The 13,222-nt window shown below is 52.9% G+C and carries 10 protein-coding genes; 7 read left to right on the top strand and 3 right to left on the bottom strand.

The annotated features are described in order from the left end of the window. Positions 1 to 311 precede the first annotated feature (311 nt). A complete protein-coding gene (locus PLIM_RS00810; protein WP_013108444.1) occupies positions 312 to 1,397 on the bottom strand; it encodes a DUF1559 domain-containing protein in 1,086 nt (361 codons plus the stop codon). A 297-nt stretch (positions 1,398 to 1,694) separates the two neighbouring features. Next, complete coding sequence (locus PLIM_RS00805; protein ID WP_013108443.1) at positions 1,695 to 2,783, bottom strand: DUF1559 domain-containing protein; 1,089 nt, start codon at positions 2,781 to 2,783, stop codon at positions 1,695 to 1,697. Positions 2,784 to 3,344: 561 nt separating this feature from the next. On the opposite strand from PLIM_RS00805, the gene PLIM_RS00800 reads away from it, so the two are divergent. From PLIM_RS00800 to PLIM_RS00770, 6 genes are all read left to right on the top strand, one after another. Next, complete coding sequence (locus PLIM_RS00800) at positions 3,345 to 4,880, top strand: YifB family Mg chelatase-like AAA ATPase (protein ID WP_013108442.1); 1,536 nt, start codon at positions 3,345 to 3,347, stop codon at positions 4,878 to 4,880. Between the two features lie 192 nt (positions 4,881 to 5,072). Next, positions 5,073 to 6,200, top strand: coding sequence for a tetraacyldisaccharide 4'-kinase (gene lpxK, locus PLIM_RS22185; protein WP_013108441.1), 1,128 nt, complete (start codon positions 5,073 to 5,075; stop codon positions 6,198 to 6,200). Positions 6,201 to 6,206: 6 nt separating this feature from the next. Then, the gene (locus PLIM_RS22180; RefSeq protein ID WP_013108440.1) at positions 6,207 to 6,959 is read left to right on the top strand and encodes an HAD family hydrolase; all 753 of its coding nucleotides are present in this window, start codon (positions 6,207 to 6,209) and stop codon (positions 6,957 to 6,959) included. A 217-nt stretch (positions 6,960 to 7,176) separates the two neighbouring features. Beyond that, the gene (locus tag PLIM_RS00785; RefSeq protein WP_013108439.1) at positions 7,177 to 8,385 is read left to right on the top strand and encodes a type II secretion system F family protein; all 1,209 of its coding nucleotides are present in this window, start codon (positions 7,177 to 7,179) and stop codon (positions 8,383 to 8,385) included. A 386-nt stretch (positions 8,386 to 8,771) separates the two neighbouring features. Next, positions 8,772 to 9,542, top strand: coding sequence for a hypothetical protein (locus PLIM_RS00775; RefSeq protein WP_041400875.1), 771 nt, complete (start codon positions 8,772 to 8,774; stop codon positions 9,540 to 9,542). Positions 9,543 to 9,713: 171 nt separating this feature from the next. Further along, on the top strand, positions 9,714 to 11,315 hold the full coding sequence (locus PLIM_RS00770) for an HTTM domain-containing protein (RefSeq protein ID WP_013108437.1): 1,602 nt from the start codon (positions 9,714 to 9,716) through the stop codon (positions 11,313 to 11,315). Positions 11,316 to 11,444: 129 nt separating this feature from the next. On the opposite strand, the gene PLIM_RS00765 is transcribed toward PLIM_RS00770, so the two are convergent. Continuing rightward, positions 11,445 to 11,834 (bottom strand): STAS domain-containing protein, encoded by a 390-nt coding sequence (locus tag PLIM_RS00765; protein ID WP_013108436.1) that lies wholly within the window; start codon positions 11,832 to 11,834, stop codon positions 11,445 to 11,447. A 684-nt stretch (positions 11,835 to 12,518) separates the two neighbouring features. On the opposite strand from PLIM_RS00765, the gene PLIM_RS00760 reads away from it, so the two are divergent. Next, entirely contained in the window at positions 12,519 to 13,115 is a 597-nt protein-coding gene (locus tag PLIM_RS00760) for a hypothetical protein (RefSeq protein ID WP_013108434.1), read from the top strand. Positions 13,116 to 13,222: the final 107 nt, after the last annotated feature.

Raw genomic sequence — 13,222 nt, 5'->3', positions numbered from 1 at the left:
TTTGCAATGAGAGACGGATTGGATGCCTCACTCCCCCCACTGATTTGCTTGGAAAGTTGAGTGCCTGCAGAAGAGCGTTGTGCGGTGTTCTTCCAATCTCGAAAGACAAGAAGCAGTCAGGAATGGTGGCCAATCTGGTCACTGGCACTTCGCATTCTGAAAAATGAAACAGGCACTCCCGCAATGCGAGAGCGCCTGAATGTTGGTTTCGAGACCAATATCGGAAATGTTGACGAGCGGATCAGGCTGTGAGTGCATCACCTCCCGAAGAATTCATCGCTACACATCGATAGCCATCACCTGCTGACACCTTAGAAATTACCAGTTGTTTCGCCGCCGGCGCGTGTTCCCAAGGCACCCCAGACGCCATAAGGACTGGGGCCGCCGATTGTCGATCCGGTTGCCAGATTCCCTGTGTCGATGTTGTCACTGATAAAGCGAACAGCACCGTCTGCCATCAGAGCATGGACACCGCCGGTATGTCGGCTGGTGGGAGTAATGACACTCACGGGAGAATCAGCGTTGCCATTGTTCCCTTCGGCACAAGAGGGAGAGTTGGGTGGCAATACTGTATGAAAGCCGCATCGTTCGATCTGGCCGTCAGTCCAACGAGTTCCCGAATATCCTTTAACCTCTTCAGCAGCATTGTAACGGCCATTGGTCGCGATGCTGCGGCACTGCAAAGGATTGGCCTGCAAGCCGGTTTTGTTCATTGCCTGACCCTCGACGACCAGACGGTTGCTGTTGGTGGCCAACCCGAAGTTCGCCCGGCAACGCTCGCTCATGGCAATGGTGTTGCTGGTACCATCGGTAATATCACGCACACCCAGGCAGCGACGGTTAGCGAACAGGCCATTGACGTTCTGCAGATCATGGTTCGATGTGCCCGTGTTGTTGGGATCCTGAATCGTGTCGCCCACAGAAAACATGTAGTTGTGAGTGCTCACAGGAGTTGCGTAGGCATCGGAGGGGCATTGGAAACCGGGAATCGAAACATTCCAGGTTGACCAGCTAGCCCAGCCATGAGGGCCGCCAGGAGCGACAGCAGTGCCACCGTAACTGGTGCCAGCCAGGTCACCCGCCTCAATACGGTTGTAAAGCGGTGACTGATCGATGTAGGGCAACAGGCTGACCAACCCACTCCGGCGACCAGAATTCTGCTGTGGGGTTGCTCCATAGGCACCTGTCCCACCCTTGCGGTAGACAAATGTGCCAAAGACATCATGGTAATTGTGAAGCGCTAACCCTAATTGCTTCAGATTGTTGCGGCATTGAGTTCTGCGAGCGGCCTCGCGCGCCTGTTGAACTGCCGGGAGCAGCAAGGCAATCAAAATGGCAATAATGGCAATAACAACCAGCAATTCAATGAGCGTAAAGCCCCGACGTCGACGTGACATAGTCACCTCCTGAGAAAAAGTTCAGAACGAACCAAGATGGGAAATGGAAGATGGGACGAGCGAATGGCTTGTATAGACGGTTGAAGACACGCGTCTCTATTGGTGCATTCACCTACAAATCAGAGTACACTGATCTGTCAATTCCACAAGTCGAGATGAGAATTTTTTTGGTTTTTCCGAAATTTTCGCGAAACACGATTCGTCTGTTCAGTTTTTTGGTGCAAAAAAATAAGAGCTGGCCTTTCGGCACAGCTCTTACAGGAATTGAGAGATCAGATTTCTGTTGGCAATGTTCTGTTAGAACTCGTTGGTGACTTCGCCACCAGCGCGTGTTCCCAGAGCACCCCAGACACCATAAGGGCTGGGACCGCTGGGATTCCCCGTCGCAGGGCCGGTCGCCAGGTTACCGGTATCGATGTTCTCGCTGATAAAGCGAACAGCGCCATCAGCCATCAGGGCATGCACACCACCTGTGTGGAAACTGGTGGGAGTGATAATGGCTGTGGCGGAATCGGCATTGGTATCTCCACCTTCGGCACAGGATGTTCCGTTGGGTGGCAACACTGTCTGAAAACCGGAACGTTCGAGACGACCATCGGTCCAGCATGTCGCAGCGCGTTCTTTGACATTCTCCGCAGCGGCATACACACCATTGACTGCCAGATTACGACACTGCAGAGGATTGGCAGCAATGCCTGTCTTATTCATCGCAGTACCAGTAATTGCGCGGCGATTACTATTCGTTGCAGGAGCCTGATTTCCCTTGCATCGCTCGGCCATCGCAATCGTATTGCTGGTGCCATCAGTGCAATCGCGGACTCCAAAGGTGCTGGCATAACCGAACAGGCCGCGAACATCTCGCAGATTCTCCGCATTGTTGACTGAATCACCCAGTGAGAACATGTAGTTGTTGCAACCAACACTCCCCGAGAAGGAATCCGACGGGCACTGCAGGCCATTCACAGCCACGTTCCAAACCGACCAGCCACCACCTGGGCCGGAAGTCCATGCCTGATTACCGCCAGGCCCCACGGCTGTGCCACCATTGGTGGTTCCCGTCAGGTCGCCAGCTTCGATTCGATTATAGAGTGGTGCCTGATCCATGTAAGGCAGCAGGCTGATCACGCCACTGCGGCGTTCGTTGTTGTTGCGGGGCACTGCATCCCACTGGCCACCTGTGCCACCACGGCGGAAGACAAACGTGCCAAAAACATCGTGATAATTGTGCAGCGAAAGCCCCAACTGCTTGAGGTTGTTGCGGCACTGTGTTCGACGGGCCGCTTCCCGCGCCTGCTGCACAGCCGGCAAAAGCAGTGCAATCAAAATGGCGATGATCGCAATCACAACCAGGAGTTCAATCAACGTAAATCCGCGGTTTTTCTTCATGCTGCAGCCTCCATAAAAACAATGATTGAAGTACGAACAACTACTGATACGTTTTGCCGAGCCTCTTTGATTGGTTACTTTAAAAAAGCATCAACGATCAAAAGGTCATTGATGTGAAGTTTACTTCTCAATCTGCCATTCGGCAAGTGGCGGAAAAAAGAGAATCCGCTGTAAACGTTTACATTAAAGAATGTTAAGGATATCTGATCGCATAAATTGAATATGGGATTTCGAATCTCTGCACCAAGAGCTGGGCATGATCAAAATAAACATACGAACACATTCTCCGTGATTCTGATCGCATTTCGAATATCAGTACGTGGCCAGTAGTTCATATTATTTGAATAAGTATCTCCACCATGCTGAACTTGAATCGTACTCGCCGCTCTGAGTGCCGTTCAGCTAGGCTTTGAGTGCCTGCCTGATCACGAGTCGATTGCCAAAATTCCGCACTTGATAGTCGTCGCCACAATGGTCAATCTGTTCGTTTGAACAATCAGGGCGTAGTGCCGAGAATCATGGTGGCTCGATGAAGATTCTGGTTGAGGAAAGGCTCTGCACATGTTGGCACGGCTGATGACTTACTCCCTCCTGGGGATTGATGCCGTTGCTATTGATGTCGAAGTCGATATTTCTCCGGGGGCCCTTCCCAAAACGACTCTGGTTGGTCTGGCGGAGGCGGCGGTTCGCGAGAGCACCCATCGGATTGAGCGGGCACTGGTCAACAGTGGATACCAGCGGCCTGTCGACCATACTGTGATCAATCTTTCGCCGGCTGATCTCCCGAAAGATGCGGCTTCGTTTGATCTTCCTATTGCTTTAGGAATGCTTGTCGCTAGTGGGCAATTGGAGTCTGACCTGCTGCAAGAGTTTGACGCTGTGGGCGAACTGGCGCTGGATGGATCGTTACGTCCCGTCAAAGGTGTGCTGTCAATGGCACTTAGCTGTCGCCAGAAAGGGCGCCGAGGTTTGATTGTCCCAGCCGCCAATGTTCAGGAAGCGGCTGTAGTCGAAGGGATCCAGGTGATTCCTGCGGGATCACTGACAGAAGCTGCGGGATTTCTCACGGGACATCTGACGATCGAACCAGCCCCATTTTCATGGACGAAGGCCCAGCAGGAATATGGCCAATACACGGTTGATTACGCGGATGTCAAAGGGCAGGAAAGTGCCAAGCGAGCGGTCGTGGTCGCTGCTGCCGGCGGGCACCATCTGCTCATGATTGGCAGCCCAGGAACAGGTAAAACTCTTCTGGCATCGCGGCTGGCGACGATTTTGCCACCACTATCCCCCGATGAAAGTCTTGAAACAACAAGGGTTTACAGTTCGGTCGGCCGCCTGCAACCCGGACAACCTCTCTTGATGAATCGCCCCTTTCGCACGCCGCACCACACCATCAGTGAAGCGGGGTTGGTGGGTGGCGGGAGCGTGCCGACTCCGGGTGAACTCTCGTTATCACATCATGGAGTGCTCTTCCTCGATGAACTTCCAGAGTTCAATCGAAAGACACTCGAGGTCCTCCGTCAGCCACTGGAAGAAGGGCGGGTGACAATCTCGCGTGCCTTAGCCAGCCTGACGTTCCCAGCCAGCATTATGCTGGTGGCGGCCATGAATCCCTGCCCGTGTGGTTATCGGGGCGACCCTCGGAAGCAGTGCAATTGCACTCCCATTCAGGTCGAACGATATCTCGGAAAGATCAGCGGCCCACTTCTCGATCGGCTCGATATCCATATTGAAGTGCCCCCCGTTCCCTTTCGCGATCTTTCGGATGCTCAGCCCGGAACATCCAGCGACCAGATGCGCTCGCAGGTCATTTCTGCCAGAGAAATTCAGCAGGAAAGGGCAAAACAAGGGGGGCAGCCCCTGAATGCCCGGCTCGCACCTCAACAGCTCAGGAAGTTCTGCAAGCTCAAAAAAGATGCCGAGCAACTACTGCAACATGCCATGGAATCGATGGGCCTCTCGGCCAGAGCCCACGATAAACTGCTGCGCATCAGCCGGACCATTGCCGATCTGGAAGGGACTGCACAAATCGAAGCTCATCATCTTTCCGAAGCCATTAACTACCGCGCGTTGGATCGCACCTACTGGCGATAAGTTCAAAAAACTGTCTGTCTCGCTGAATGGATCTCAGTTCATCGACAGATTTATGGCTTTGCCATGTGGTACACTCCACCTGGAGTTGTGCCGCTTGTTGACGACCGGCATTGAAGCATCAATTTCTGCTGCGGATTCTCGATGAGGTTGAAGAGACTATTGGCCGGAGGCCTGAGGAATGATTGAGGGAGCATGAATCTGTCGTGGATCCATGGTGTGCAATCGGGAGCAGATCGCTCTTTGCGAGCGAGGTTGCTGCGTAGCTGCTTGTGGGTTCTGAGCCTCGGTTATGGGTTTGTCGTGCTGTGCCGCAATGTGGCTTATCAGACGGGCTGGCTGCGGAGCCGGCGATTACCGGCCTTTGTGGTGAGTGTGGGGAACATTACGACGGGAGGAACGGGAAAAACGCCTCTCGTGGGCTGGGTGGTGCAGGCCCTGCATGAACTTCTGCTGAGTGAAAAACCCGACAACCAGGCGCAAATCGCGATTTTGAGTCGAGGTTACGGAGCCACCCAAGCAGGATCGAATGACGAAAAAGCTGTGCTTGACCGGATCTGCCCCGGTGTCCCTCACCTGCAGAATCGGCAGCGGGCGAGAATTGCCGCCGAATGGTTGGCCTCGCTTCTTCCGGCTCAAACTCTGAAGAGGCCCGCCATTGTAGTCGATGATGGCATGCAGCATCGTCAACTGGCCCGTGATGTCGAACTGGTCGTCATCGACGCCACTCACCCGTTTGGATACGGCTATCTGTTGCCGCGAGGGATGTTGCGTGAACCACTTTCTCAATTGATGCGTGCCGACTGGTTTCTGGTCACTCGCAGCGAGATGGTGAGTCAACAACAATTGAGCAGCCTGCGGGAAAAGCTTCTGAAGTTTGTGCCCGAGGATCGCATTCTGGAGGTCGAATTTCGCCCCTCGCGATTGATCAATATCCAAGGCGAGACGAGATCGCTTTCGGATTTGGAATCGGTGGCTTATCTGCCATTCTGCGGCATCGGCAATCCGACAGGCTTTGTGCAGTTGCTCAAGCATTGGTTGCCTGCAGCCAGTGCGCAAATGAAGGGCACACTTCAGATTTTTGATGACCACCATCACTATACTCCACCAGATCTCGATGAACTGGGACTGCTCGCCAATGCCCATGGGGCCCGGTGGCTGCTGACAACCATGAAAGACCTTGTGAAAATTCCACAAGCTTCGAGCCATGGTGTGGAGTTCTGGGCCGTCGAGATTGCGCCACACTTCCGGGAAGGTGACGAACGATTACGGCAATATCTCAAAGATCGTTATGAGTCTCTCAATCGATCGCTGGTGGATTGATCGAACATGCTGAAATGGATTTTCTTCGACATTGGAAATGTCCTTTTCAATGACGATCAGCAGGCTTTTTTTGGCTATTTGTCATTGTTTGAGGCCTTGCGGGAAACCAATCCTCAGCAGACATTCAGCGAGTTAATGTCGGCCCGTGAAGCCGAAGCGAAGCGTGGCCAGCAATGGATCATCTCACGTCTCGCAAAGTCCCGCCTCACTCCTGAGCGCTACTCGACCTGGAGTCAGTATGTTTCGAACGAGCTGAGAAATCGCTACGACGAATTTCATCTGCTCAACCCGCATGCCTTCGAGATGTTGCAGGAATTGCGTGCTCAGTACAGGCTGGGAATCATTGCGAACCAGACGACAGCCTGCCGGCCCTCTCTCGAACGGCGCGAATTGATGGAGTATTTCGATCTGATTGGTATCAGTGATGAACTGGGATGCTCCAAGCCTGATCGCCAGATCTTTGAGTGGGCATTAAATGAAGCTGGTTGTCATCCGGGCGAATCTCTCATGATTGGTGATCGAGTCGATAACGACATGCTTCCTGCCAGTGAACTGGGGATGCAGGGACTCCTGGTTCACTGGAGTTCATTCGAGCGAAAGCTCTGGCAGCCACAGGATCGACTCGCCCGGGAGTTTCTGGCATCATGCACAAATGTGCCATTGTTCCCGCATGGACTGGTTGATTTTGATCGATACCCTTGTGTGAACAATCTCGGCGAGATTCCCGAGAAGATCGCTGAAATGGAGCAATCTGTCTGAAAAGCAGCTGAATTCCACAGTTTTTCAGAGCCAGTTTGAATCCTGAAGGGTTAAGCTCTTGAGGCTACGACATCTGTGCAGGCCAGAAAACTCGACAAACATGTGGGATCGTCGCTGAGCGTGGTTGTTCGATTCAATTGGTGATGAACCAAAAATCGATGGCTTCAAAATCGTTACCCCTATCAGACTTGAGTGATTGAGACGGACGAGTTGAACGATGCCTGAGTTTCAGTATGTGGCCCGCGAACTTTCCGGTCGGCAGATCGTGGGAACGCTCTCAGCACAGAGCGAACGCGAAGCACTTCAGTCTCTGGCAGCCAAGAGCCTGTTCACAGTCAAGATTGCTCCCGTGCAATCGACTCAGGTCGAGCAGCGGTTGGCTTCTCGCCGGGTTCCTCCCCGCATGCTGGCGACGTTGTTCTCGCAGATGAGTGACCTGCTTCGAGCGGGTGTTCCACTCCTGAGATCGATCGAACTGCTGGAGCGGCAAACGAAAAATCAGGCACTCAAGCGCGTTCTCGAAGATGTGCGCAGTCGGGTCGCCGACGGTGGTCGTTTAGCCGACTCGATGAAAGAGCACCCGAACGCCTTCAATAAGCTCACTGTCAGCATTGTGCATGCTGGTGAAGAAGGGGGCTTTCTGGAAGATTCGCTTTCGCGAGTGGCGGTTTTCACCGAGCATCAGGAAGAATTGAAATCCAAAGTCGTCGCTGCGATGTCTTATCCGCTGGTTCTCATGGTGCTGGGAACAATTGTGGTCGTCGGGATGATTGTCTTCTTCGTTCCCGGCTTTGAGCCCATGTTCGATTCGATGAAGCAGACAGGCTCTTTGCCTTGGGCAACCACAGTTCTCCTGGCGATCAGTAACATCCTGCAGAGATGGTGGTGGGCTGTCCTGCTGGCGATTGGTGCCGCCATTGCCGGTGTGCAGTATGGTCTGGCCACACCCGAAGGACAGATCCTGCTCGATAAAGTGAAGCTGAGAGCTCCCGGCATTGGGTATGTCACCCGCAGTTTAGGGATTTCCCGCTTTTGCCGTGTCCTGGGAACATTGCTCCACAATGGTGTCCCCCTGCTTCAGGCGTTGAACATTGCCAAAGACGCTACTGGAAATCGAGTGCTGAGTGATGCCATCGCCAAGGCGGCTGAGAATGTCTCCAGTGGGAAAACACTGGCTCAGCCACTGGCCGCTTCGAAGCAGTTTCCCACGGATGTGCTGGAAATGATTGCCGTCGGCGAAGAAGCCAACAATCTGGAGAATGTGTTAATCGGCGTCGCAGACAAGATGGAAAAAGCCACGAACCGCCAACTGGATCTGGTCGTTCGGCTGCTGGAACCTCTGATGCTCGTGGTCATGGCTGGTGCGATTCTCTTCCTGTTGATCGCCCTTATGCTCCCCATCTTCCAGAGTTCTGGAGTGGTTTAACTTTTGTGATGAAGTTGAGCTCTTACACGGATTCCCGGATTTAACAGCGCTCTGTGTGCCATGCTTGCGGCTTGGAGCAATCATGCTCGACTGACCCTGCACTCACTATTGATTTCTGGGATACGCAATACAAGGGTTTCTTGATCTCTCTCGCAATCTGCGAGTGGTGCTGGTCAGCACTTTGAGTACGAGTTTTCACAAGCTGAACTGTGAGAATGGGTTCGTTGAGTTCTCATTTCTGCGAAATTATGCCATTAACCAGGTTTTATGGACCGAAGGGCCAAGACCCCGTCTTGACCGTTTTTCCACCTCATGCGAAAAATCGGCTCGGGCCATCTCACTGGGACTCCGTGTCATGGAGCAGTCTGAGCTGGCACGAAGAGTAAATGGCTGATCTTTCGAGCGAAGAACTTTCAAAACCTGTTATGGGCCTGAGGAGTTCAGGCAGAGATCGGCTCGATCAATTTCCGTTCGCAGGGAAGGAACCCGCGATGGCCAAGCGACTGGCAATCGGTTTCATGTCCGTCTACTTCTCGATGCTCTCGCTGGGCGTTCTCGCCCACACCTTTGGCGTCGGGAATGTTTCCAGCCCGCTGATGTACTATTTCGTGTGGGATATGTTCTGCGGCTGGTCAGCACATGAATATCGGTACCACTTCATCGCTGAAGGAGAAAGCGGTACCTATTACGACGTGACTCATGGCCCCTGGGGCGATGTCCAGCTTTTTGGCAGCCCGACCCGGGCAACTTATGACTCAGTGGGCAATGCCTTTGGCCCGATTGCCATGAATGTTCTCAAGCATACCCAGCACGAGCCCATTCAATGTGTGCATATCATCGAAGAGGCCTGGCCTAAAAAATACAACATTCCCGATTATCTCTGGGCCTCTCGCTTTGAAGAACCCAAAGAAAAGTTCAGCTATCACACCCGCCGCATGATCGTGAATCCGGATTCAACGGTCATTGTTGATCAACCCAATTATCCTTCGTGGTTGTATGCTCAGACAGTGCATGCCAATCCCAGACTGCAGGCTGATTCAAGACGTGGCAAGCCGTTCTATGCGGTGAATCCCGAACTCAGGCAATCAGCCTTTTCTTATTCGCAGGGGACATCCGATTCCGGCATTCAGCGGACGGGATATTCCACGAGCGAATAAACGTGCTGGTAGGGCGGTATTTGCCCGTGATGACTGCGATCTGTGCACGATGACAACAACTCGCAATCAGTTCCTTCTCTCCCTGCCTTTCCTGATGGACCGTTCTGTTAACTACTCACGGTTTTTGATCACAGAAATTTGATCGACCACACCCGGATCGAGGTGTCCATAATGTCCCAGCTTTCCCATGACAGTGCGATCGTTAACAGCACACGTTCGATCAGTGAACTTCTTCGGCAACAGAAGGAGCAGTTGAATGAGTTCTTCTTTGCCAAAGAATCGCCAATTGGCGTGGCACTGACGAGAATCGTCATCTGTGCCACAGTTTTCATCGTCATGCTCGATCGATGGAAGTACGTTCGCGAGATCTACTCAACGGATGGTGCTCCTGCGCAGATCAGTGTGAACTTCGGATTTGGAGAACTCTTTCCTGTTTTTTCAGGGAGTGTGGTTGCAGCGCTCTTTGCCATCATGCTCTTTGCCCTGCTGACGGCCATGGTGGGATGGAAGACCCGCCTGTCGCTGATTGTCGCCAATCTGCTGTTCATCTATTTCTGCAATATCGACTACGTCACAACCTTGACCAAGTATTCGGTCATTGCAACCCATATCCTGCTGCTACTCACGCTTTCCCGTTGTGGTGATGTTTTCTCTGTCGATGCGTGGCTCAAACGCACTGCACCAGCGAACCCCTGGCTGGGCCGGACCATTGAAGATCTCCCTCAAGGTTACGCCTGGCCCAGACGCTGCATCCAAATCATGATTGGTACGGTCTACTTTGGTGCCGCCATTACCAAAATTCACACGCCGACATTTTTCTCTGGTGATCAACTCCAGTGGTGGATGTTGACCGAACTCAATTATGAGCATCCGGTCGGTGCCTTCATCAGCATGTATCCGGCTGTCATTGTCGTGATGTGCTACATTGCGGTGATCTGGGAAATCATGTTCATCGTGCTGGCGTGGCGTGGTGTCCCGCGGATGATTTTCCTGACGCTGGGCGTAATCTTCCATGCGGCCACATTCTTCACGCTGGGACTGCTTTCCTTCCCGCCGGTCTGCTTTGCCTGTTATCTGGCCTTCATGAACGATAACGATGCACGATGGCTCGCCTCGCATGGCCGCTGGATCATGCGCAAATTCCACCTGCGAAACTGGATAGCTCCGCTAAATGCCACTGCGGCCATCAAGGCGTTTTCGATTCAATCACCACAAGTCCAAACATCTCCAGCAACGGGTTATGCCCGGGTTGTTCGTCAGACAGGTCTTTGGGGAGCCTGCTGTGCCTGCCTCGCACTGATGGGGGTTGCCACGGAATATCAGGTCGATCGTTATGGCGTTCGTCGTCCTGAGGGGCCGATGGTTCTGGAGCCTATGGATCAGGCTGTGGCCAAGAAGTTTCTATCTCCGGCACCTAAGTTTCGCGAAGTGGATAAGTTTTTTGCGATCGACGTCGGCACTCTTCTGGTGGCCGATCAGCTTGCGATCCGCAAGCAGTACTATCAGATTGGCGAAACCATGATCGTCCAGTGCCAGCTTCTGCCACCCCACGAAGATATGTATCTCGAATGCCTGATCCTTAATGAAGAGGGGCAGATCGAAGGGGTGCAGGAACTGGTGGCCACTCGTGAAATGAACCGTGCGAACTTCAACTGGCCGCTCTGTGAAAATGTCCAGAGTGGTCGCCATCAGATCGTGATTCGCTCGGCAGGCCAGGAGATTGCCCGCCGAACATTCTTCGTCAATGGCGAGACTTGTGACGTGAAAAAGTAATCTCTCGCAGCATCAGCTTTTCTCCAATCACAAAGCCGGGCTCGAGGTTTCCTCAAGCCCGGCTTTCGATTTGGCACATACTCGTTGATCGCGTTGACTATGAAACTCGTCGATACTCCGGATCCATGCCTAGTTATCGACAGCCTTAAGGGCGGCTTCCTTGGAATCGTAGATCGCCCAGACAGTATCGAGAGCCGTGATTTTGAGGAGTTCGCGAGCCGTCTCCGAAAGGCCGCAGAGCACCAGTTCACCACCGCGGCTGCGCACATTCTTATGGCAACGCAGCAGCAGTGCCAGAAACACACTGCCAAAGTAGTTCATCTGTGCCAGATCGAAAACCACCATCGGAGCAGCGTGCTGCTCGCGAATCGGGCCAAGAACAACCTCGGCGGCCTGCTCAATCAATTCCCAGTTCATGCCCTCGACATTACCTGTCGGGGTGATGACAACCGTGTTGCCATGCCATTCCAGACGAAAGTCGTCATTGGGGTGGGTCATGCGTGCGAGATCCTCATTCATCGTGGTGTCCATCCCTGCAGCCACTCTGGCCGAAAGAATCCTTCGACCTTTGCCTTTGTTACATCATGAACAACACAAGTCTCCCTGAAAAGTGATGAAACAGAAATCTGGCGATCTGTTCATGGTTTTCTGAACGAAACAAAGTTGTTCCGCCCGATTGCCGCTTTCGCCTGTTCATCATTTGCCCGTTGACAGGGGCTGATCAGAAATCACAACCCCGACATCTTCCCACCATCCGGCAGAGGGCCTCGAAAGACAATACCATTCACGGAATCGTGCGAAACGTTGAAACACAAAAGCCACAGCCGAGCCCAAGAGATTTCGGCGTTCCATGATTTTATCTCAAAGTCAGCATGACGCCATTCGAACGTGTGCAGATTAACTTCCCGATGAAGTGTCAATAAGCCACTCGGAGCTTCAATATGCAATTCCAACTACTCGCGGACTGAATCAGCCAGATTGTTCTCTGATCCAAGCGCCCATGATTCTAATTCTAGGCGGAATGTGTACGATTGAAGGCCAAGTGCAGTATTGCATGAGACTCAGACCGGTGATCCGTCGCAACTCGTTTACCGGTATGAGACATTAAAGTTGACAACTCCATGCTGCACGGCGAAATTACAATGATCTTCGATCGTACTTTCGCGGTCGAATGCGAGTTCGGCCATCTAGGTGCAGACGTCAATGAAGTGGGCCAAGCGACTTGCGATTTTGTCGATAGTCGTTGTTCTCTCAGGCATTGCCTACTATCGATACCAATATCCGCTTGGCTTGAAGAAGTACTACTATCCGTATGGCTGGAGCCACTGCTGCGATAAGGCACTGATGCTTGCATTGTTTCAGTATGCGGAGCGCAATGAAGGTTGGTACCCGAGAGGTGAGGATAGCGCTGAGGCTTCCCTTAGCCTCTTGCACCTAGATGATCCCAAGTCGGCCGACGCAAACCTCCTTCGAGGCAAGACCGTCGACGAGTCATTGGTTCAGGCTCGACTCGCGGCAGGGCAGTTGCTGACGCCGAACACATGCGGCTGGCACTATATTCCTGGGCTGCGAAAGGACGACAACCACCGAATAGCGCTGTTTTGGGACAAGGTAGGGTTGGGTCATAATGGAGAACGGTTGCCCGAGGGCGGACACTGGGTGTGCTTTGTGGGAACGGCAATTGAATACATCCCCGGTACCCAGTGGCCTGATTTTCTTGCAGAGCAAGAACGCCTTAGGTCAGCACTACGTCGAACGGACGTAAAGCCCGAACCAAGCGATGCAGCAGAATCGCGATAACGTCCTGCAGTATGAATAATCCTTTGGCCGCGGTCTGCCGATCGCCGTCTTTCACCTAATTGTCATCATTCGAGTTGCTTCATGTCTGATATAGCCGACACCCTATG

Source organism: Planctopirus limnophila DSM 3776, from assembly GCF_000092105.1.
GTDB lineage: Bacteria > Planctomycetota > Planctomycetia > Planctomycetales > Planctomycetaceae > Planctopirus > Planctopirus limnophila.
This window is presented reverse-complemented; position numbering and strand designations above follow the sequence as displayed.